15 protein-coding genes are annotated in these 21349 nt (G+C 70.7%); 8 read left to right on the top strand and 7 right to left on the bottom strand.

Features of this window, described 5'->3' with window-relative positions; genetic code table 11:
- Positions 1 to 33: 33 nt before the first annotated feature.
- A complete protein-coding gene (locus OG598_RS19110; RefSeq protein WP_328650434.1) occupies positions 34 to 936 on the bottom strand; it encodes an alpha/beta fold hydrolase in 903 nt (300 codons plus the stop codon).
- Positions 937 to 1174: 238 nt separating this feature from the next.
- Between OG598_RS19110 and miaB the strand changes: the two genes are divergently transcribed.
- Positions 1175 to 2668, top strand: a complete 1494-nt coding sequence (miaB, locus tag OG598_RS19105; RefSeq protein ID WP_328650433.1) for a tRNA (N6-isopentenyl adenosine(37)-C2)-methylthiotransferase MiaB — start codon at positions 1175 to 1177, stop codon at positions 2666 to 2668.
- Between the two features lie 48 nt (positions 2669 to 2716).
- Here miaB and OG598_RS19100 read toward each other — a convergent pair whose 3' ends face one another.
- The 3 genes from OG598_RS19100 to OG598_RS19090 all read right to left on the bottom strand — a co-directional run bounded on the left by OG598_RS19100 (position 2717) and on the right by OG598_RS19090 (position 7569).
- Complete coding sequence (locus tag OG598_RS19100) at positions 2717 to 4066, bottom strand: pectate lyase family protein (protein ID WP_328650432.1); 1350 nt, start codon at positions 4064 to 4066, stop codon at positions 2717 to 2719.
- 259 nt (positions 4067 to 4325) lie between these two features.
- Positions 4326 to 5912 (bottom strand): cellulase family glycosylhydrolase, encoded by a 1587-nt coding sequence (locus OG598_RS19095; protein ID WP_328650431.1) that lies wholly within the window; start codon positions 5910 to 5912, stop codon positions 4326 to 4328.
- A 448-nt stretch (positions 5913 to 6360) separates the two neighbouring features.
- Positions 6361 to 7569 (bottom strand): DUF349 domain-containing protein, encoded by a 1209-nt coding sequence (locus OG598_RS19090; RefSeq protein ID WP_328650430.1) that lies wholly within the window; start codon positions 7567 to 7569, stop codon positions 6361 to 6363.
- A gap of 150 nt (positions 7570 to 7719) precedes the next feature.
- Here OG598_RS19090 and OG598_RS19085 point away from each other — a divergent pair, with 150 nt between their 5' ends.
- From OG598_RS19085 to dapF, 3 genes are read left to right on the top strand one after another with little or no spacing between them, the layout of a single operon-like run.
- Positions 7720 to 8487, top strand: a complete 768-nt coding sequence (locus OG598_RS19085; protein ID WP_328650429.1) for a hypothetical protein — start codon at positions 7720 to 7722, stop codon at positions 8485 to 8487.
- Complete coding sequence (miaA, locus tag OG598_RS19080) at positions 8472 to 9395, top strand: tRNA (adenosine(37)-N6)-dimethylallyltransferase MiaA (RefSeq protein WP_442931516.1); 924 nt, start codon at positions 8472 to 8474, stop codon at positions 9393 to 9395. Before OG598_RS19085 ends, miaA begins: the two co-directional genes overlap by 16 nt.
- A 7-nt stretch (positions 9396 to 9402) precedes the next feature.
- Positions 9403 to 10248 carry a diaminopimelate epimerase gene (gene dapF, locus OG598_RS19075; RefSeq protein ID WP_328650428.1) on the top strand — a complete coding sequence of 282 codons (846 nt, stop codon included), beginning with the start codon at positions 9403 to 9405 and terminating at the stop codon, positions 10246 to 10248.
- A gap of 138 nt (positions 10249 to 10386) precedes the next feature.
- On the opposite strand, the gene OG598_RS19070 is transcribed toward dapF, so the two are convergent.
- Complete coding sequence (locus OG598_RS19070) at positions 10387 to 11853, bottom strand: NAD-dependent malic enzyme (protein ID WP_328650427.1); 1467 nt, start codon at positions 11851 to 11853, stop codon at positions 10387 to 10389.
- 183 nt (positions 11854 to 12036) lie between these two features.
- Here OG598_RS19070 and hflX point away from each other — a divergent pair, with 183 nt between their 5' ends.
- Positions 12037 to 13491 carry a GTPase HflX gene (gene hflX, locus OG598_RS19065; protein ID WP_328650426.1) on the top strand — a complete coding sequence of 485 codons (1455 nt, stop codon included), beginning with the start codon at positions 12037 to 12039 and terminating at the stop codon, positions 13489 to 13491.
- A 50-nt stretch (positions 13492 to 13541) separates the two neighbouring features.
- The gene (locus tag OG598_RS19060) at positions 13542 to 15329 is read left to right on the top strand and encodes a hypothetical protein (RefSeq protein ID WP_328650425.1); all 1788 of its coding nucleotides are present in this window, start codon (positions 13542 to 13544) and stop codon (positions 15327 to 15329) included.
- A 92-nt stretch (positions 15330 to 15421) separates the two neighbouring features.
- Here OG598_RS19060 and lexA read toward each other — a convergent pair whose 3' ends face one another.
- The gene (gene lexA, locus OG598_RS19055) at positions 15422 to 16207 is read right to left on the bottom strand and encodes a transcriptional repressor LexA (RefSeq protein WP_030489395.1); all 786 of its coding nucleotides are present in this window, start codon (positions 16205 to 16207) and stop codon (positions 15422 to 15424) included.
- Between the two features lie 539 nt (positions 16208 to 16746).
- Here lexA and nrdR point away from each other — a divergent pair.
- Positions 16747 to 17247 carry a transcriptional regulator NrdR gene (nrdR, locus tag OG598_RS19050; protein WP_091400542.1) on the top strand — a complete coding sequence of 167 codons (501 nt, stop codon included), beginning with the start codon at positions 16747 to 16749 and terminating at the stop codon, positions 17245 to 17247.
- Between the two features lie 67 nt (positions 17248 to 17314).
- A complete protein-coding gene (locus OG598_RS19045) occupies positions 17315 to 20188 on the top strand; it encodes a vitamin B12-dependent ribonucleotide reductase (RefSeq protein WP_442931322.1) in 2874 nt (957 codons plus the stop codon).
- 260 nt (positions 20189 to 20448) lie between these two features.
- On the opposite strand, the gene OG598_RS19040 is transcribed toward OG598_RS19045, so the two are convergent.
- Positions 20449 to 21348: a bifunctional 5,10-methylenetetrahydrofolate dehydrogenase/5,10-methenyltetrahydrofolate cyclohydrolase gene (locus OG598_RS19040; RefSeq protein ID WP_328650423.1), complete on the bottom strand. Its 900-nt coding sequence runs from the start codon at positions 21346 to 21348 to the stop codon at positions 20449 to 20451.
- Between the last annotated feature and the right edge of the window lies 1 nt (position 21349).

Here is a 21349-nt window from a genome sequence, read left to right as displayed (position 1 = left end):
GGGCCGACCCGCCGGTCCGGACGGGCCGGGCGCTCAGAGCTGCGGGCTGGTGGCGAGAGCCGACGTGGCCAGCCAGTTCAGGGTCTGCGGCAGGATCTCCACAGCCCCGAAGTGCGCGGCGCCGGGCTGCACCTGCACCTCGGCGCGCGCAATCCGCGAGGCGAGCCAGTGTGAGTGCTCCACCGGGGAGAAGCGGTCCTGTTCGCCGTGCCAGAGCCGGACCTCCACGCGGATGGCGCCCAGGTCGAACCCCCAGCCGCGCCGGATCGCCAGCACGTCGTCGATCCAACCCTCGGGGCCGTGTCGTAGCGCCTCGGAGTACATGTCGGTCAGCAGTCGGCGGATCGCGCTGTCGTCGACGACCCGGATGTCCTCGTCGGGCAGTTGGGGGCGGAGAAATTCCAACAGCGTCATCGGGTCCCGGCGGGCCTCGTCCGCGCGAACCTTCAGGTTGAGCGTGAGGGCGGCCAGGTCGTCGGCCTGCCCGTAGTCCTCCACGTTCGATTCCGCCATCCCGGCGTACCAGTCCAGGTCGAGTGCGCCGACCGGGGCGAGCCCCACCAGTACGGCGGCCCGGGTGACCCGGTCCGGCAGGAGCGCGGCGCAGGCCAGGGCGTGCGGCCCACCACCGGAGCGGCCCACCACCGCGAACCGCTCGATGCCAAGGTCGTCGGCGATCGCCGCCACGTCGGCCGCCGCGTCGGCCACCCGCCGATCCTCGTGCCGGTCGGAGTCGCCGTACCCGGGCCGGTCATAGCAGATGAGTCGCACGCCGAGCTGGTAGAGAACGATGCCGCGGGGTCGGGGCCCGCTGCGGCTGCCCGGGGTGCCGTGCAGCAGGAAGACCGGGAAACCGTCTGCTGCGCCGGAGGTCTCCACCGCGAGGCGACGCCCGTCCGGGGTGGCGACGGCGCGCTGTGCAGCGTGTCGCAGCACGGTTGGCCTCCCGCGGGTCGTTCTGCGCTGCCCGGCTGAGCGGAGCCGGGCAGTGGCGGCCCTGAGTGCGGAGACCCCGAATCGCCCAGAAAAACGTTCTGTGCCGCAGCGTACTGCCCGCCGTAAACCCTCACCACGGGTCGTCGGGTCGACGCCGCAGGACGGGACAATGCCGGTCGGACGTCCCCCCGGGCCGGGCCGCTACCCTGGTAGCCCGAGGGGAAGGGGCACCAACAGGGTGGCTAGGACCTACAACGTCGTCACGTACGGCTGCCAGATGAACGTGCACGACTCCGAACGCATCTCCGGCCTGCTCGAGCAGGCGGGATACGAGCGTGCACCCGCCGGCGACGACACCCCGGACATCGTGGTCTTCAACACCTGCGCGGTGCGGGAAAACGCCGACAACCGGCTCTACGGCAACCTCGGTCGTCTGCGCCCGGTGAAGGACAAGCACCCCGGGATGCAGATCGCTGTCGGCGGCTGCCTCGCCCAGAAGGATCGGGGCGACATCGTCCGCAAGGCCCCCTGGGTGGACGTGGTCTTCGGCACCCACAACATCGGCGCGCTGCCGGTGCTGCTGGAGCGGGCCCGGCACAACGCCGCCGCCGAGGTGGAGATCCTGGAGTCCCTCGACGTCTTCCCGTCCACGCTGCCCACCCGCCGCGAGTCCACGTACGCCGGCTGGGTGTCGATCTCGGTGGGGTGCAACAACACCTGCACGTTCTGCATCGTGCCGGCGCTGCGCGGCAAGGAGAAGGACCGGCGCCCCGGCGACATCCTCTCCGAGGTGCGCGCCCTGGTCGACGAGGGTGTGCTGGAGGTGACCCTGCTCGGGCAGAACGTCAACTCGTACGGCGTGGAGTTCGGCGACCGGTACGCGTTCGGCAAGCTGCTACGGGCCTGCGGCGACATCGACGGGTTGGAGCGCGTCCGGTTCACCAGCCCGCACCCGAAGGACTTCACCGACGACGTGATCGCCGCGATGGCCGAGACGCCCAACGTTTGCCACTCGCTGCACATGCCGTTGCAGTCCGGCTCCGACGACGTGCTCCGGGCGATGCGCCGGTCCTACCGATCCGAGCGCTACCTGGGGATCATCGAGAAGGTCCGCGCGGCGATGCCGGACGCGGCGATCACCACCGACATCATCGTCGGCTTCCCCGGTGAGACCGAGGCCGACTTCCAGCGCACCCTGGACGTGGTCCGGGAGGCCCGGTTCTCCTCGGCCTTCACCTTCCAGTACTCGAAGCGGCCCGGCACGCCTGCCGCGACGATGGACGATCAGCTGCCCAAGCAGGTCGTGCAGGAGCGCTACGAGCGGTTGATCGAATGCGTCGAGGAGATCACCTGGGCGGAGAACAAGCGCCTCGTCGGTGAGACCGTCGAGGTGCTTGTCGCTGTCGGTGAGGGCCGCAAGGACGAGCGGACCGGCCGGATGTCCGGTCGGGCCCGTGACGGTCGACTTGTGCACTTCGCGACCGAGACCGCCGACGGGGAGTCCCTCGCCGGTCAGATCCGGCCGGGCGACATCGTGCACACCACTGTCACGTACGCCGCGCCGCACCACCTGAACGCCGACGGACCGCCGGTGGCGCACCGTCGCACCCGGGCCGGTGACGCGGCCGAGGCGGGTCGCTCCCCGCGTACCCCTGGGGTGTTGCTCGGTCTGCCGACGATCGGCGCACCGCCGGTCGTGGCCGCTCCCGCCGCTGGCTGCGCCACCCACTGACCGCACGGAAGGGCCCCCGGACGAGGGGCCCTTCCGCGAAAGGCTGAGTCAGACGGTGATCCGGCCGGCGCCGGCGCCCGCCGTCACGATGGACTTGACGGTGCTCGCGGTGTCCAGCTGGTAGGAGTACGGGATGCTGGCCACGCTGCCGCCGGTCTGGCCGGTGGGCGAGTTGACGAAGTGGTTGTTGCGGGCGACCAGGCTGCCGGGCCCCGAGTCCCCCTCGCCCAGGTGGTACGGGTCGTCGACGTTCTCGAAGTAGTTGCCCTCGACGAGCACGCCGGCGTTCTCGGTGGACGCCACGCCGTAGCCGCCGTTGGCCCGGTAGTAGTTGTTGTACACGTGCACCGGGTTGCCGAAGCGCACCCGGGGGTTGCGCTGGTTGCTGCCGTCGAACCAGTTGTGGTGGTAGCTGACCCGCAGGTGACCGACGTCCTGGCTGGCGTTGTCGTCGCTGTGACCGAGCAGCATGGTCTTGTCGTGGCTGAAGACCCGGTTCCACGAGACGGTCACGAAGTCCGAGCCGCGCTTGATGTCGACGGCGCCGTCGTACCCGTTGCTGAAGCTGTTGTGGTCGATCCAGATGTTGGTGGCCGACTCCTGCACGTTGATCGCGTCGTCGTTCCAGCTACGGAAGGTCAGGTTGCGGATGATCACGTTGCGGTCACCGCTGACGTTGAACCCGCAGCCGGCGATGGTCGCGCCGTAGTTGCCGAGGATGGTCTTGTTGGACCGGACCCGCAGCATGCCCGAGCAGGAGATCGTTCCGGACACCCGGATCACCGCGGCGCCTGTCGCGTTCAGCGCGCTGGTCAACGCCGAGGCGGTGGTGACGGTGGTGGTGGCGGCGTTGCCGCCACCGGTGGTGCCGCCGTTCTGGGTGGCCCAGCCGACCAGTGTCGACGGAGGCTGGGTGCTGGGCGGGGGAGTGCTGGACGGTGGCGGGTCGGTCGGCGGCGGGGTGGTCGGTGTGGTGCTGCCGGTGCAGGCGACGTTGTTCAGGCTGAAGCTGCTCGGAGTCGGGTTGCAGGAGCTGTTCCAACTCGCGTTGAAGCCGAACGTGGCGCTGGCGTTGGTCGCCAGGTTGCCGTTGTAGTCGACGTTTGTCGCGGAGACCTGGCTGCCGCTCTGCGAGGCGGTGGCGCCCCACGCCTGGCTGACCTGCTGGCCGGCCCCGTACGACCAGCGCAGCGTCCACCCGGAGACCGGGTCGCCGAGGTTGGTGACTGTGACGTTGCCGGTGAATCCGCCCGGCCACTGGCTGGCGACCGAGTAGGCCACCTGGCAGCCGGCGGCCGCCTGGGCGGACACGGAGGTCAACAGCCCGGCGGTGACCAGTGTGGCGGTGGCTGCGGCCGTGGTGGCGATCAGCGTCATTCGACGCCGTCCTGTGCGCATGCTGCTTCCTTTCGGTGAGGCGGACGGAGGTGTCGCGACGCCCATGCCCGTGGGCGGCGAATCTCGGCCGGGACCAGTGGTCCTCGGGCCCGCCGGTGCAGGTTCGTGAAGGAAAGCGGCTCCCGCGCTCGCGCCCACCAACGAAGAGGCAAGCGCTTTCCCGATAAGAACATAGAAGAACCTGAATGTAAATGGCCGGGACGGCCGATGCGCTGCGCACCGGCCGTCCCGGCGGCAGCGCGTCGGCCGTCCCGGTGGATCAGCAGCCGGTGCCGCCGAGTTTCACAGTGCCCGGCGCGCTGGCCGTGCCGTTGGCGGTGAAGCCCACGGTGACCGACCCGCCCGCAGGCAGGGACGGAGCGTGGCTCGGCGCCGCCGCGGTGACCGTCGTACCGGACTGCGTGACTGTGGCGTTCCAGCCACTGCCCAACGTCACCCCGGACGGCCAACTCCAGGTGACCGACCACGGGTTCACCGCGCCCGAGCCGGTGTTCTTCACTGTCAACTCGCCCTGGAAGCCGCCCTGCCAGGCGTTGACCTGCCGGTAGGTGGCAGTGCAGGCGCCGGTCGGCGGGTCCGTCGGCGGGTCCGTCGGACCACCGGTCGGCCCGCCGCCACCGGACGGCGCGATCAGGTACGGCTGGAGAATCGCCTGCTTGGCGGTGTTGACGTTGGTCCAGTCGTCGAGAGCGATTCCGCCGGTGTCACCCGAGTTGGGGTTCCACGACCAGTAGGTGAAGGACATCCCGGTCACCCCGGTCCCGGTGTACGCCATCAGCTTCTCCAGCCACACCTTGTCCTTCGGGTCGACGAGGGTGCTGCCGAACTCGCCCATCATGATCGGGGCGATGTTCTGCTTGTAGAGGTAACCGAAGTACTTGTCCCAGATGGCCGGCATGTTCGCCGGGTAGTCCGGGGCGTCGAACCAGGTCTGCCGGTACACCGAGGTGGCGTACTCGTGCGGCGAGTAGACCAACCGGTTCGCCACACTCAGCCGGACCGGGAACTGACCCGCCTTCGACAGGTTGCCGCCCCACCAACCGCAGTCCTCGTCGTTGCTGGTGTCGCCGTCCCAGACGTTGGAGAGGCCACCACTCGGGCAGCTCACCCCTTCCACGAAGATCAACCAGTTGGGCTGGACACCGAGGATCGCGTTTCCGGCCCGCTCGGCGGCGAGCCGCCAGTCCCGGGTGGTGTCGCCACAGCCCCAGCACGCGCCGGTGGCCGCCGGGTTGGTGCCCTCCGCGTGCGGCTCGTTGTGCAGGTCAGCGCCGATCACCGTCGGGTTGCCCGCGTACCGCTGGGCGAGCATCTTCCAGTCGTTGATCCAGGTCGCCTCGGAAACCGTCGACGTGTACCAGAGCGGCGACTGCCCGGCCGCCGTCGGCCGGTGCCGGTCCAGGATGATCCGCATGCCCTTGCTGCCGGCGTAGTTGATCACCTTGTCCAGGATCTGCAACGGCGACAGCCCGATCAGGTCCGGGTTGACGAAGTCGTTGATCCCACTGGCGGTCGCGCCCGGCTTCAGCGCGTCGTTCGAGTACGGCACCCGCAACGTGTTGTAACCCAGCCGGGCCATCGTGTCGAGCTGTCCCCGCCACGGGTTGTTCGACCACAGCCCGTGGAAGGTCTTGTTGTCGGTCTCCATGCCGAACCAGTTGATGCCGGTCAACCGGACCGTCGCACCGGTGCTGTCCACGATCTGGTTGCCACTGGTATGCAGGTAACCCGTACCGGTGCCGGCGGCGACGGCCGGGCTGGTGCTGACGGCGGCGGCGAGGAACACGCCAGCCGCGACGGTGACGAGCGCGGTGAACGCGCCGCCGAGAGCTTTCGGACGGAACAATTCGAGCTCCACTTCGGAGGCCGGCGCCGTCCAGAAACGACGCCGGCGGGCGGCCGTCCGCACGTCACGGTCCCCCAGGGGTACGCGGACAGCACGCAACGGCCCATGTCACGCGGACGTGGTCACTCGCGGAAGCTCACCGGCGACCCTCGACGGCGGATGTTCCGCCTTCGTCGCCCTCGCGCCGGTGGCCCTACCTGGCTCCGTCGCTCATTCTGATCAGCTCACGTCAATGCGTCAACCTGCCCGCCCACACCGCCAGTGCTTGCGCCCCTGCATCGCGTGCCCCCTGCATGATCGCGCTCCACCATGGAGGTAGTGGTCTCCCGCCGCTAGGTGGCCACTACATCCTGGATCGAGCATGACCTGGACGGGCGCGGGCGCCTGAGGCCGGATACGCGGGAGCCCCCGGTCCCGCTGGGGACCGGGGGCTCCGGACGTCGTCAGCTCAGCCGGCCTGCTCGGCGAGTTGGAGGAACTGCCGCTTGGAGGCGAGGGCCTGCTCAGCCTCCTTGATCCGGCGTGCGTCCCCGGCGCTCTGCGCCCGGGCCAGCCGGTCCTCGGCCTCCGCCACCTGCGTCCGCATCTGGGCGAGCAGCGGGTTGTCCTCCTTGGTGGTGCGGCGCCACGCCGATTCCATCACGTCACGGACCTTGTCGTCGATGACGCGCAGTCGGCGCTCCAGCCCGGCGGCTGCCTCGCGGGGCACCCGGCCGGCCTCGTGCCACTGGGCCTGGATCTCCCGCAGCTTGGCCTGGGCGCCCTTGGGGTCGGCGTCGATGTCCAACGCCTCGGCCTCGGCGAGCAGGGCCTGCTTGCGCTCCAGGTTGCCGCGCTGCTCGTTGTCCCGTGCGGAGAAGACCTCGCTGCGCCGGCTGAAGAAGGCGTCCTGCGCGCCCCGGAACCGTTCCCAGAGCTTCTGCTCGGCCTCCTTGGAGGCGCGCGGAGCGGCCTTCCACTGGGTCATCAGGTCCTTGAGCTGGTTCGCGGTGGCGGCCCAGTCGGTGGAGTCCGAAAGCTTCTCCGCTTCGGCGACCAACTCTTCCTTGGCGGTCTGGGCCTGCTTGCGCTGCGAGTCCAGGGAGGCGAAGTGGGCGCCGCGGCGGCGGGTGAAGCCGTCCCGGGCGGCGGCGAACCGCTTCCACAGCTCACCGTCGGCCTTCTTGTCGACCCCGCGGATGGTCTTCCACTCGTCGAGGATCTCCTTGAGCCGGTCCCCGGCGGTCTTCCACCCGGTGGATTCGGCGGCCAGCTTCTCGGCCTCCTCGACCAGCGCGGTCTTGCGGGCCAGGGCTTCGCCGCGAGCGGCGTCCCGGGCGGCGCGCGCTTCGCCGGCCTTCTCCTCGGCGAGGGTCGCCAGCTTGTCCAGGCGGGTGGCCAGCGCGTCGATGTCGCCGACCACGTTGGCCTCGGGCAGCGTGGCACGGATCCGCCGGATCGTGCTCAACGAGTGCCCGGCGTCCGCCGCACCCGACTTGAGTCGCGCCTCGGTCAGGTCCACCTCGGTCACCAGGTCGGCGAAGCGACGGGCGAAGTGTGCCAGGCCCTCCTCCGGTGCTCCCGCCTGCCAGGATCCGACCACCCGCTCTCCCTCGGTGGTCTTGACGTACACGGTGCCGTCCGCGTCCACCCGTCCGAAGGCAGTCCAGTCGCTCATGTGCCCATCCTCGTTCTCCCGGCGTCGAGGGATCGATCCCCCGTCGCCGCCACGGCGCAGCCAAGTTGCTTCCGGCATTGTCACAGGTCCGACCCGGTCCGCGTCGAGCGCCTATCGCCGACCGTGACCATACGGTGTCCTAGGGGCCGAATGACCGGATCGGCGCGGAGACGCACCGGGGATTCCCGCTACGGTGGACGGGTGCCACTGGTCGCCGCCGCCGTCTGCCCGCATCCGCCCCTGCTCGTGCCCGAGGTGGCCGGCTCCGCGGCCCCGGAGTTGGACGATCTGCGGGCGGCGTGTGACACCGCCGTACGCCGGCTGTTGGCCGCCGATCCGGACATTGTGGTGCTGGTGGGCACCGGCCCGGTGACCGGCCCGATCCGCGTCCCGGCGACCGGTTCTCTCCAGCCCTGGGGTGTAGACCTGTACGTGCCGTTGGTGCCGGGTCAACCGGACCGGGGTGCGGTGCTGCCGTTGAGCCTGACCGTCGGCGCGTGGTTGCTGGCCCGTCACGACACCCGACCGCCGGTGACGGCCGTGCAGGTGGCCGCCGACGCCGGCCCGGCCGAGCTGGCCGCGCTCGCCGACGAGGTCGGCGCCGCCGGCGACCGGGTGGCGTCGCTGGTGCTCGGGGACGGGTCGGCCTGCCGGGGAGAGAAGGCACCCGGGTACGACGACGCGCGCGCCCTCCCGTACGACCAGAGGGTTGCCGCGGCGCTGGCCGACGCGGACCTGGACGCCCTGCTCGACCTCGACCCGGTGCTGTCGACGGAGCTGAAGGCCGCCGGTCGCGCCCCCTGGCAGGTGCTCGCCGGCGCGGCCCGCGCGGCCGGTGGTGGGTGGCGCGGCGATTTGCTGCACGACTCCGCCCCCTACGGGGTGGCCTACTTCGTGGCGTCCTGGGAGCGGGTGTGACAGGCCCGGTCGTCGCCGTGGTCGGCCCGACCGCGGCCGGCAAGTCCGCGCTGAGCATCGCTCTGGCGCACGCCCTGGACGGCGAGGTGGTCAATGCCGACTCGATGCAGCTCTACCGGGGCATGGACATCGGCACCGCGAAGCTGACCCTCGCCGAGCGGGACGGGGTGCCGCACCACCTGCTGGACATCTGGGAGGTCACCGAGCCGGCGAGCGTCGCGGAGTACCAGCGACTGGCCCGCGCGGCGGTGGACGACATCCTGTCCCGGGGGCGGGTGCCGCTGCTGGTCGGTGGCTCCGGGCTGTACGTGCGGGCGGTGCTGGAGCGTTTCGAGTTCCCCGGTACGGACGCGGCGCTGCGGGAGCGGCTGGAACGGGAGTTGGCCGAGGTCGGCCCGGCCCCGCTGTACGCACGGCTGCGCGCCGCCGACCCGGTCGCCGCCGAGAGCATCCTGCCCGGCAACGGCCGGCGGATTGTGCGGGCCCTGGAGGTGATCGAGCTCACCGGCGCGCCGTTCGCCGCCTCGCTGCCGCAGCCCACGCCGTTCTACCCGTCGGTGCAGCTCGGCGTCGACCTGGACACCGGCCTGCTGGACGAGCGGATCGCGCTGCGGGTCGACCGGATGTGGGCCGACGGCCTGGTGCCGGAGACCCGTGAGCTGGTCGGGCGCGGGCTGCCCGAGGGGCGGACGGCGAGTCGGGCGCTCGGCTACCAGCAGGTGCTGCGCCTGCTCGCCGGTGAGCTGACCGAGGCGCAGGCGCACGACGAGACGGTCCGGGCGACCCGGCGTTTCGTCCGCCGGCAGCGGTCCTGGTTCCGGCGCGACCCGCGGATCCACTGGCTGGATTCGACGACCCCGGACCTGATCGGGGCCGCCCTGCGTCTGGTGCCGGCGGCTGCGCGATGATGGGGCTGTGGAGTTCACAAAGGGCCACGGCACCGGCAACGACTTCGTCCTCCTTCCCGACCCGGACGGTCAGCTCGACCTGACTCCGGAGCTGGTCGCGGCGCTCTGCGACAGGCGTCGGGGCATCGGCGCGGACGGCGTGCTGCGGGTGGTCCGCGCCGCCAAGCATCCGGACGGCGCGGCTTTGGCCGGCGAGGCCGAGTGGTTCATGGACTACTGGAACGCCGACGGCTCGTTCGCCGAGATGTGCGGCAACGGCGCCCGGGTCTTCGTGCGCTACCTGCTCGACACCGGGTTGGCCACGCCCGCCGGCGCGGCGCTGCCGGTGGCCACCCGGGCGGGCGTCGTGCGCGCGCTGGTCGAGGGCGACGTCGTGTCCGTCGAGATGCGCCGACCCCAGGTGTACGACAGCTCCGCCGCCACCCTCGGCGGGTTGACAGTGACCGGTGCGGTGGTGGACGTCGGCAACCCGCACCTGGTCTGCGTGCTGCCGGCCGGCGTGGAGCTGTCGGCGCTGGACCTGACCGTCGCGCCCGGGTTCGACCCGGCGGTCTTCCCGAGCGGGGTGAACGTCGAGTTCATCGTGGCGGGCGACCCGGTCGACGGCACCGACGAGCACAGCCTGATGCGGGTGTACGAGCGCGGCAGCGCCGAGACCCTGTCCTGCGGCACCGGTGCCTGCGCGGTGGGTGCCGTGGCGCTGCGCGACGCCGGCCGGAACACCGGCGTGGTAGCCGTGGACGTGCCCGGCGGCCGCCTGACGGTGACGGTCACCGCCGACTCCTGCTGGCTCTCCGGCCCGGCCGTCCTGGTGGCCACCGGCGAGCTGAACCCAACAGTGCTCCGCCCCTGACGCGGCCCCCACCCCCTCACCCGTGTTGATCAAGAGGTTTGCGTCAGGTGTCGCCTGGTTCCTGACGCAAACCTCTTGATCAACGGCGTGGGCGGTGGGCGGTGGCCGGTGGGCGGTGGGCGGTGGGTCGTTTGCGCTTTACGGGGTTGCGCTGGCGCTCGCGGCGATCTCGGGGAGGTCGGCGGGGCCGGGGTCGGCGGCCGGGAGCGGGCTCGGGTTGTGCGCGGCGGCGCGCACGGCGGCGGCGACCGCCGGGGCGACCCGGGGGTCGAAGACGCTCGGCACGATCACCGTCGGGTTGATCTTCTCTTCGCCGACCACGTCCGCGATGGCCCGGGCGGCCGCGATGGCCATCTCCTCGGTGAACTCCTCGGCGTGCGCGTCAAGCATCCCGCGGAACACCCCGGGGAACGCGAGCACGTTGTTGATCTGGTTCGGCTGGTCCGAACGGCCGGTCGCGACCACTGCGGCGTGCTTGCGCGCCTCCCGCGGGTCGACCTCCGGGTCCGGGTTCGCCAGCGCGAAGACGATCGAGTCCTTCGCCATCTGCGCGATGTCGTCGCCGGTGAGCAGGTTCGGCGCGCTGACCCCGATGAACACGTCGGCGCCGCGGATCGCGCCGGGCAGGTCGCCGGAGTAGTTCTCCTTGTTGGTGTTCTCCGCCAGCCACTGCCACGCCGAGTTGAGCCCGGTCAGCCCGCGGTGCAGGGCGCCCTCCCGGTCGCACGCGATGATGTCGCCGACGCCCTGGCGCAGCAGCAGCTTCATGATCGCGGTGCCGGCCGCGCCGGCGCCGGAGACGACCACCCGGACGTCCTCGAGCCGCTTGCCCACCACCCGCAGCGCGTTCGTCAGCGCGGCCAGCACGCAAATCGCGGTGCCGTGCTGATCGTCGTGAAAGACCGGGATGTCCAGCGCCTCGCGCAGCCGGGCCTCGATCTCGAAGCAGCGTGGCGCGGCGATGTCCTCCAGGTTGATGCCGCCGTAGGCCGGCGCGATCGCCTTGACGATCTGCACGATCTCGTCGGTGTCCTGGGTGTCCAGCACCACCGGCCAGGCGTCCACCCCGCCGAAGCGCTTGAACAGCGCGGCCTTGCCCTCCATCACCGGCAGCGACGCGGCCGGGCCGAGGTTGCCCAGGCCGAGCACCGCCGAGCCGTCGCTGACCACGGCGACGGTGTTGCGCTTGATGGTCAGTCGCCGGGCGTCGGCCGGGTTCTCGGCGATCGCCATGCAGACCCGGGCCACCCCCGGGGTGTACGCGCGGGACAGCTCGTCGCGGTTGCGCAGCGCGACCTTCGAGGTCACCTCGATCTTGCCGCCCAGGTGCAGCAGGAACGTCCGGTCCGACACCTTGCGCACGTCCACGCCGTCCAGCGCGGTCAGCGCGTCGACCACCTGGTCGGCGTGACCGGCGTCGGCGGTGTCGCAGGTCAGGTCGACGATCACGTGGGTCGGGTCCGAGTCCACCACGTCCAGCGCCGTGACGATCGCCCCGGCCTCGCCGACGGAGGTGGTGAGCCGGCCGATCGAGGAGGCGTCCGCGGTCACGGCGATCCGGATGGTGATCGAAAATCCGGCGCTGGGCAGTCGGGTGATGGCCACGGGATCCCTCCGTAACGGCTGTGCGGCCGTTCGGCCGCCGCCCGCATTTCTACCGGGTTGTCGCGGCCGACCAGCATTCGCCCCCACTTTTGGCGACCTTCACCATGGGCATATAGCAGGTGCGTTCGGCGTTGTGTCATGTCAGGATTACGTTCTACTTATCAAAACGGACAGGAGAACCGCTTGCGAGACCAGGAGAGCTTTGTCCCCGTCGAGGACGAGCTCGACGACGTCACCACCGGCGAGATGGAGCTGTCGGAGCGGCAGTCCCTCCGACGCGTCCCGGGCCTTTCAACCGAGCTCACCGACGTCACCGAGGTGGAATACCGCCAGCTGCGGCTGGAGCGGGTCGTCCTGGTGGGCGTCTGGACCGAAGGCACCGTCACCGACGCGGAAAACTCGCTGACCGAGCTCGCCGCGCTGGCCGAAACCGCCGGTTCGCAGGTGCTCGAAGGGCTCATCCAGCGTCGTACCCGACCCGACCCGGCCACGTACATCGGCCGCGGCAAGGTCGAAGATCTTGGCGCGGTGGTGCTCTCCACCGGCGCCGACACGGTCATCTGTGACGGTGAGCTGTCCCCGTCGCAGTTGCGCAACCTGGAGCAGCGCACCAAGGTCAAGGTCGTCGACCGCACCGCGCTGATCCTCGACATCTTCGCCCAGCACGCCAAGAGCAAGGAAGGTAAGGCGCAGGTCGAGCTGGCCCAGCTCCAATACCTGCTGCCCCGACTGCGCGGTTGGGGTGAGACGCTCTCCCGGCAGACCGGTGGTTCCGGCCGGGGCGGCGGCGCCGGCGGCGGTGTGGGTGTCCGTGGTCCCGGTGAGACCAAGCTGGAGACCGACCGGCGGCGCATCCGTCACCGCATCTCCCGGCTGCGTCGCGAGATCAAGAGCATGAAGACGGTACGCGTGACCAAGCGCTCCCGCCGTTCCCGCAACGCCGTTCCCGCGGTCGCCATCGCCGGCTACACCAACGCCGGCAAGTCCAGCCTGCTCAACCGCCTTACCGGCGCGGGCGTGCTGGTGGAGAACGCGCTGTTCGCCACGCTGGACCCGACGACCCGCAAGGCCACCGCCTCGGACGGGCGGCTCTACACCCTCTCCGACACCGTCGGCTTCGTCCGACACCTTCCGCACCAGATCGTCGAGGCGTTCCGCTCGACGCTGGAGGAGGTCGCGGAGGCGGATCTGGTGGTGCACGTCGTGGACGGCACCCACCCGGATCCGGAGGAGCAGGTCCGGGCGGTCCACGCGGTGCTCGCCGAGGTCAGCGCGGACCGGCTCCCCGAGCTGTTGGTGGTCAACAAGACCGACGCCGCCGACGAGGACACTCTGCTGCGGCTCAAGCGGCTCTGGCCGGACGCGATCTTCGTGTCCGCGCACACTGGGCGCGGCATGGACGAGCTGCGCGCGGCGATCGAGGAGCGGCTTCCGAGTCCGGCCGTGGAGGTCCGGGTCGTGCTGCCGTACGACCGGGGCGACCTGGTGGCTCGGGCACACCGCACGGGCGAGGTGCTCAGTACGTCGCACCTGCCGGAGGGCACTCTGCTGCACGTCCGCGTCGGCGCGGAGCTGGCGGCGGAGCTGACGGCCTTCGACGTGGAGCGGCAGGAGCAGGCGGCCGGCAGCCGGTCCTGAGCGGCCACGGCGTCATCCACCGGAAACGCGCGGCATGCGACACTGGCCGAATGCGCCGCGTTGTTTCCTCGGTCACGGTTGCCCTCGGCCTGCTCGGGGCAACCGTGGCGCTCGCCGGAGTCGCCGCAGCGGCTCCCGCCCCTGGGGCGTCCGGGCCGCCCGCCGCGAACCCTGGCCAGAAGCGATGCACGATCACCGACGAGCGCCTACGGGAGCTGTCCGGGCTGGTCGCCACCAAGAGTGGCTACATCGTCATCAACGACGGCACCGAGGTCCCGGAGCGCAAGCGGGTCTTCTTCCTCGACAGCAAGTGCAAGATCTCGAAGGAGCCGGTCCGCTACTCGGGGCAGGGTCCGTTCGACACCGAGGATCTCGCCCTGTCCAAGGACGGCAAGACCCTCTGGATCGCCGACACCGGTGACAACCCCGACTCGAAGGAGCGCCGCAGCCGCGTCGCGCTCTGGTCGATGCCGGTCACGGGCGCCAAGGCGCCGACGCTGCACCGGCTCTCCTACCCCGGAGCCAAACCGCACGACGCTGAGGCGTTGCTCATCGGCGACGACGGAAAACCGCTGATCATCACCAAGGTGACCAGCGGCAAGGCCGAGATCTACACGCCGTCGGCGGCCCTCAAGAGCGGCGACACCGACCCGGTGCCGATGCGTAAGGCCGGCGAGCTGACGCTGCCGAAGACCCAGACGGAGAACACCCTCAACACGTTCGGCCGGATCGCCATCACCGGCGCATCCCGGGCACCGGACGGCTCCCGGGTGGTTCTGCGCACGTACGCGGACGCCTTCGAGTTCGACGTGACCGGTGGCGACATCGTGGGCGCGCTCACCAGCGGCAAGCCGCGGGTGACGCCGCTGGCCGACCCGTTCGGCGAGGCCATCAGCTACACCTCGGACGGAAAGTCGTTCCTCACCGTCTCCGACGCGGGCCGGTTCACCGAAGACGAGCCCCTCGACATCCTCGGCTACACCCCGTCCACGTCGACCGCCGTGCCGCTGAGTGCCGAGGACGGCGCCAAGCCGGCCGCCTCGAAGTCCTGGACCGACGGGCTGAGCCTCGACGACATCACGTACCTGGTCGGGGCGGTCGGGCTGATCGGCCTGCTGTTGGTCGCCGCCGGAATCTTCGGCATCGTTCGCGCCCGCCGTCGGCCGCCGACCGCTGACGAGTCCGACCCGTCTGATCCGGACGGTGAGCCGTTCGGCCCGCGCGCGGGCCGAGCCGTCGACGGGTTCCCGGCCGACGACGACCGCAGGGGTGGTGTCTACGGGGGCGGCGCGCCGGCCGGCGGCGCGGTCTACGGCGGTGGTGCGGGTCGCGGCGGTCCGGCCCCGGCGGGTGGTGCGGGTCGTGGTGGCCCGGCCCCGGCGGGCGGTGCCGTGTACGGCGGCGGTGGCGGCCGGCCGCCTGCGGGTGACGGTGGCTACGGTGCGCCGCGACCGGACGGCGGCGGCGCTGGCGTTTACGGCGGCGCTGGTCGTCCTCCGGCTGGCGGCGGCGGTCGTCCTCCGGCCAGTGGCGGTGGTCGTCCTCCGGCTGGCGGCGGCGGTCGTCCCCCGGCCAGTGGCGCTGGTCGTCCCCCGGCCACTGGCGCTGGCCGTCCGCAGGGTGGCGGTCGTCCGCAAGGCGGCGGTGGCCGTCCCGGCGGTGGCGTGTACGGCGGCGACGGCGGTCAGCCCGGTCGCGCGGAGCCGCCCCGGCGCGGCGGGCAGGAGCCTGACTACCGGGGCCAGCGGCCCGGCCGGCGACGTGACGACGACGCGCCCATCGACCCGTACGGGCAGTATCCCGGGGGCGGTCGCGGTCCCCGAGGCGACCGTTACTGATCGAGGCGACCGTTACTGATCGAACGCTGAGGCGCTCATTCGCCCTGACGAGCGGTGCGGGTGAGTGCCGTCGGCACCCACCCTCCGATCGGTCAGATCCGGCGTAGCACCGCCACGACCCGGCCCATGATGGTGGCGTCATCGCCGGGGATCGGGTCGAAGGCCGGGTTCTGCGGCATCAGCCAGACGTGCCCGTCGCGCCGCCGGTAGGTCTTCACTGTCGCCTCGCCGTCGAGCATGGCGGCCACGATCTCGCCGGAGTCGGCGGTCGGCTGCTGCCGGACGACCACCCAGTCGCCGTCGCAGATCGCCGCGTCGAGCATCGAGTCGCCCTTGACCTGGAGCATGAAGACCTCGCCCTCACCCACCAGCTCGCGGGGGAGCGGGAAGATGTCCTCCACTGCCTGCTCGGCGAGGATCGGACCACCGGCGGCGATCCGACCGAGCATCGGCACGTACGCCGGGGTGGGCCGCTGTGCCCTCGACAGCTCGTCGTCGATCGCCTCGCTGGGGGCGCGGACGTCCACAGCGCGCGGCCGGTTCGGGTCGCGGCGCAGGAAGCCCTTCTTTTCCAGCTCCTTGAGCTGGTAGGCGACGCTGGACGGCGACACCAGGCCGACCGCCTCGCCGATCTCGCGGACGCTCGGCGGGTAGCCGTGGCGTTCCACCCAGTTGCGGATGAACTCCAGGATGCGCCGCTGGCGGGCGGTCAGGTCGACCGTCGCCGGGTCGGGGAAGGCGCTGACCACCGGGGTGACCGGGCGCACGGCGGGCTGACCCGTCCGGCTGCGCGCGGCGCTGCGGCGTCGGGTGGCCGGCGGGCCCGCCTCGGTGATCTGCTGCGGGCTCTTCGGCCGGCTGGCCCGGTCCTCGGTCACGTCCGTCCTCCCTGGTCGGCGCTGGGTGCCTCGTCGGCTCGTGGTGCGTGCGGTGGTGCCACGTTGTTCATGACCGTATAGGTGAGATCAGTCATTTTCAAACATCTGTACGACCTCTCACCGGCGTGTCGGGGTGAAAAAGCGCTCCGGTCGTACGGATGTTCTGATAAATGGTACGTCAGGTAGCACTGGTGTTCGATCCTGGACCATTTTCCGGCCGTGTTCGACCGGCTGGCCGATAACCCGGACGGCGTCGTGACGTTGGGTCTTCGGGCGTTGTGCGGTGCGTGGATGACCGGATGGTCCGTGACGCGCCGGACACGCCGGCCAACTTGACCCGGCTTCCCCAGCGACATACGGTCGACCCCTAGATGTAGTAGTGACACGGGCGTAAGTTGCCTACAGGTTGGGTCTGACTACCGACCGCACTCCCGTAACGTCGATCACGGCGGGCGTCATCCGACGATGGCACCGTCGTGGTGAGTCGTGCCCGGGGGTGTCCGGTGTGCTCGCAGTTGATCATTATTAGGAGGTGGGCGATGCGGTGTCCGTACTGCCGGCACGCTGACTCCCGCGTGGTCGACTCGCGGGAGGCCGACGACGGCCAGCTCATCCGACGGCGGCGGTCCTGCCCGGAGTGCGGCAAGCGGTTCACCACCGTCGAGGAGGCGGTCCTCGCGGTCGTCAAGCGCAGCGGGGTGACCGAGCCGTTCAGCCGCACGAAGATCATCGGCGGGGTGCGTAAGGCGTGCCAGGGCCGGCCGGTGGACGACGACTCACTCGCGCTGCTCGCGCAGCGGGTGGAGGAGACGGTCCGGGCCAAGGGGGCCGCCGAGATCCCCAGCCACGACGTGGGCCTGGCGATCCTGGGTCCGCTACGCGACCTGGACGAGATCGCCTACCTGCGGTTCGCCAGCGTCTATCGCTCGTTCGACTCGCTCGCCGACTTCGAGCGCGAGATCGAGACGTTGCGGGCCGCGGCGCGAGCCCGGGAGCAGGGCCGGGCCGATGCGGTTGAGGCCGCCGGCCGTACCAGCTGAGTCTTCACGGTTTTTCAAGAGATTGGGACGCGCGGTGGGTGACCGCGCAGACGAGGGGGGCGACGGCGTGACAACTAGCCGTTCACGAAGCAAGGCAGGCGCGGGGCTGAAGATCGAACGGGTGTGGACGACCGAGGGGGTCCACCCGTACGACGAGGTCTCCTGGGAGCGCCGTGACGTCGTGATGACGAACTGGCGGGACGGCTCGATCAACTTCGAGCAGCGTGGGGTGGAGTTCCCGGAGTCGTGGAGCGTCAACGCGGCAAACATCGTGACCACCAAGTACTTCCGGGGAGCGGTGGGGACCCCGGAGCGCGAGTGGTCGCTCAAGCAGCTGATCGACCGGGTGGTCACCACCTACCGCACCGCGGGTGAGGAGTACGGCTACTTCGCCAGCCCGGCCGACGCCGAGGTGTTCGCGCACGAGCTGACCTGGATGCTGCTGAACCAGGTGTTCAGCTTCAACTCGCCGGTCTGGTTCAACGTCGGCACGCCGTCGCCGCAGCAGGTCAGCGCCTGCTTCATCCTGGCCGTCGACGACTCGATGGACTCGATCCTCGACTGGTACAAGGAGGAGGGGCTGATCTTCAAGGGCGGCTCCGGCTCCGGAGTCAACCTGTCGCGCATCCGCTCGTCCCGTGAGCTGCTGTCCTCCGGCGGCACCGCCTCCGGTCCGGTCAGCTTCATGCGCGGCGCGGACGCCTCGGCCGGCACCATCAAGTCCGGCGGCGCGACCCGCCGGGCGGCCAAGATGGTCATCATCGACGTGGACCACCCGGACATCGAGGAGTTCGTGGTCACGAAGGCGCGCGAGGAGGACAAGATCCGCGCGCTGCGTGACGCCGGGTTCGACATGGACCTCGGCGGCTCCGACATCGTCAGCGTGCAGTACCAGAACGCCAACAACTCGGTCCGCGTCTCCGACGAGTTCATGTCGGCGGTCGAGAACGGTAAGGGCTTCGACCTGCGCGGCCGGCTGGACGGCTCGGTGATCGACACCGTCGACGCCAAGAAGTTGTTCCGCACCATCTCCCAGGCCGCCTGGGAGTGCGCCGACCCGGGCCTGCAGTACGACGACACGATCAACGACTGGCACACCTGCCCGGAGACCGGGCGGATCACCGCGTCGAACCCGTGCTCGGAGTACCTGCACCTGGACAACTCCTCGTGCAACCTGGCCTCGCTCAACCTGATGAAGTTCCTCCGCGCCGACGGTGGCTTCGAGGTGGAGAAGTTCGTCAAGTCCGTCGAGTTCGTCATCACCGCCATGGACATCTCGATCTGCTTCGCGGACTTCCCGACCGAGAAGATCGGTGAGACGTCCCGCGCGTACCGGCAGCTCGGCATCGGCTACGCCAACCTGGGCGCCCTGCTGATGGCGACCGGCCTGCCGTACGACTCGGACCAGGGCCGCTCGGTCGCCGCGTCGATCACGTCCCTGATGACCGGCACCGCCTACCGCCGTTCGGCCGAGCTGGCCGGCGTCGTCGGCCCGTACGACGGCTACGCCCGCAACGCCGAGCCGCACAAGCGGGTCATGCGCAAGCACGCAGCGGCCAACGACGAGATCAAGCCGACCAGCCCGGTGGCCACCGCGATCGTCCGCGAGGCGACCAAGCAGTGGACCCAGGGCAACAAGATCGGCGACAAGTTCGGTTGGCGCAACGCGCAGGCGAGCGTCCTCGCCCCGACCGGCACCATCGGCTTCATGATGGACTGCGACACGACCGGCGTGGAGCCGGACCTGGCGCTGGTCAAGTTCAAGAAGCTGGTCGGCGGCGGCTCGATGCAGATCGTCAACCAGACGGTTCCGCGCGCCCTGCGCAGCCTCGGCTACCCCGAGGAGCAGGTCGAGGCGATTGTCGAGCACATCGCCGACCACGGTCACGTGGTGGACGCCCCCGGCCTCAAGCCGGAGCACTACCCGGTCTTCGACTGCGCCATGGGGGAGCGGACGATCGCCCCGATGGGTCACGTGCGGATGATGGCGGCCATCCAGCCGTTCGTCTCCGGCGCCATCTCCAAGACGGTCAATATGCCGGAGGCGGCCACCGTCGAGGACGTCGAGAAGATCTACTTCGAGGGCTGGAAGCTCGGCCTCAAGGCGCTGGCGATCTACCGGGACAACTGCAAGGTCGGCCAGCCGCTCTCGGTGGCCAAGTCCAACAAGGCCACCGAGCCGGCCGCCGTCGAGACCGCACCGGCCGCGCCGGCCGCGGTCGAGAAGGTCATCGAGTACCGGCCGGTGCGTAAGCGCCTGCCGAAGAAGCGCCCGTCCGAGACGGTCAGCTTCTCCGTCGGTGGCGCCGAGGGCTACCTGACCGCGTCGTCCTACCCGGACGACGGCCTCGGCGAGGTCTTCCTGAAGATGTCCAAGCAGGGCTCGACCCTGGCCGGCGTGATGGACGCCTTCTCGGTGGCCATCAGCATCGGCCTCCAGTACGGCGTGCCGCTGGAGACGTTCGTCAGCAAGTTCACCAACATGCGCTTCGAGCCGGCCGGCATGACCGACGACCCGGACGTGCGGATGGCGGCCTCGGTGATGGACTACATCTTCCGTCGCCTGGCGCTGGACTTCCTGCCCTACGAGCGTCGCGCCGAGCTGGGCATCTTCACCGCGTCGGAGCGGGCCGCGCAGCTGCGGGCCGAGGCCGACGCGGAGGCCGCCGGCGTCACCGGCGCCGAGCTCACCGCGATGGCGTCGTCCGCGCCGGTGGAAACCCCGGCCAAGCCGGAGGCTGTCGCCCAGCCGGCCCAGGAGATGGCCGACGTGGCCGCCGCCAAGCCGGCCCCGAGCGTGGGTTCCAGCACCGAACTGCTGGAGGCCGTGATCGGCAAGGCCGCCGACGCGCCGCTCTGCTTCACCTGCGGTACGAAGATGCGGCCCGCCGGTAGCTGCTACGTCTGCGAGGGCTGCGGCTCCACCAGCGGCTGCAGCTGACGTACGCGAAACGCGGCGCTGCCCCGGTCTCCCTCGTCGGAGGCCGGGGCAGCGCCGTTTCCGGGTCCCCTGGAGGCTCGCGCGGGAGGGCATGTTGTCGTTGGCAGTGATGCCTGTGAGTCATCATGATGATTCACAGGCATCACGCTCGTCAGGGTGTTGCGCGGTGGGCTGCCAGCCGAGGATCAGCGGTCTTCGTCGTCCCGATCAGGCCGCCCATCGGCTTGACTACTCAGCATCAAGTGATCTTGGCGACTGGGCTACTGGCTTGCTCGCTCGGCGGCGCGCACGGCGTTGCGGAACAGCATCGCGACGGTGGTCGGACCGACCCCGCCGACCCGGGGCGTGATCGCGCCGGCGACCTCGGCGCACGCTTCGTCCACGTCCGGCAGGAGACGCCGGCCTTCGTAGCGGACGCCGGCGCCGATGACGACCGCGCCGGGCTTGACGTGCTCAGGCTGCACGATCCCGGGTACGCCGGCGGCGGCGACGAGGATGTCGGCGCGGCGGGTGTAGCGGGCCCAGTCGGGCACGCCGGTGTGGACGACTGTGACGGCGGCGTTGGCGGTCGGGCGCTTCTGGGCGAGCAGCATGGCCAGGGGGCGGCCCAGGGTGGCGCCGCGACCGAGGATGACGACCTCCCGACCGGCGACGGGGATCTCGTAATACGCCAGGAGGGCTTCGATGCCGGCGGGGGTGCACGGCAGCGGGCCGGGCAGGCCGACGGCGAGACGCCCCATGTTCAGTGGGTGCATGCCGTCGACGTCCTTGTCCGGGTCGATGGTCTGCAACGCCGCGTCGTAGTCCAGATTCCCCGGCACGGGGTATTGCACGAGCAGCCCGTGTACGGCCGGATCGCTGTTGAAGCGGGCAATGGCCTGGTGCAGCTCGGCCTGGGTGGCGGTGGCCGGCAGGTGCACGTGCGGGGAGGCGAACCCGAGCGCGGCGGCCTGACGCTGCTTGATGGCGATGTAGCCGGCGCTGGCGTCGTCGTCGCCGACGAGGATGGTGGCGAGGCTCGGTGTGATGCCGCGGTTGCGGAGGCGGGCGGCTGCGGCGGCGGTCTCGGCCAGGACGGCTTCGGCGACGGGTGCACCCGGCAGGAGCCGGGCCAGGCCGGACGGGGTGTGCTGTTGTGCGGATTCGCTGGTCGTGGTCATG

Origin of the sequence: Micromonospora sp. NBC_00330, from assembly GCF_036136635.1 — a bacterium.
Taxonomy (GTDB): domain Bacteria; phylum Actinomycetota; class Actinomycetes; order Mycobacteriales; family Micromonosporaceae; genus Micromonospora; species Micromonospora salmantinae.
This window is presented reverse-complemented; position numbering and strand designations above follow the sequence as displayed.

Excerpts from the sequence above, each read along its gene's own strand:
- OG598_RS19100 (WP_328650432.1), bottom strand. The coding sequence starts at position 4,066 with ATGCGCACAGGACGGCGTCGAATGACGCTGATCGCCACCACGGCCGCA.
- OG598_RS19090 (WP_328650430.1), bottom strand. The coding sequence starts at position 7,569 with ATGAGCGACTGGACTGCCTTCGGACGGGTGGACGCGGACGGCACCGTG.
- OG598_RS19085 (WP_328650429.1), top strand. The coding sequence starts at position 7,720 with ATGACCGGATCGGCGCGGAGACGCACCGGGGATTCCCGCTACGGTGGA.
- OG598_RS19060 (WP_328650425.1), top strand. The coding sequence starts at position 13,542 with ATGCGCCGCGTTGTTTCCTCGGTCACGGTTGCCCTCGGCCTGCTCGGG.
- nrdR (WP_091400542.1), top strand. The coding sequence starts at position 16,747 with ATGCGGTGTCCGTACTGCCGGCACGCTGACTCCCGCGTGGTCGACTCG.
- OG598_RS19040 (WP_328650423.1), bottom strand. The coding sequence starts at position 21,348 with ATGACCACGACCAGCGAATCCGCACAACAGCACACCCCGTCCGGCCTG.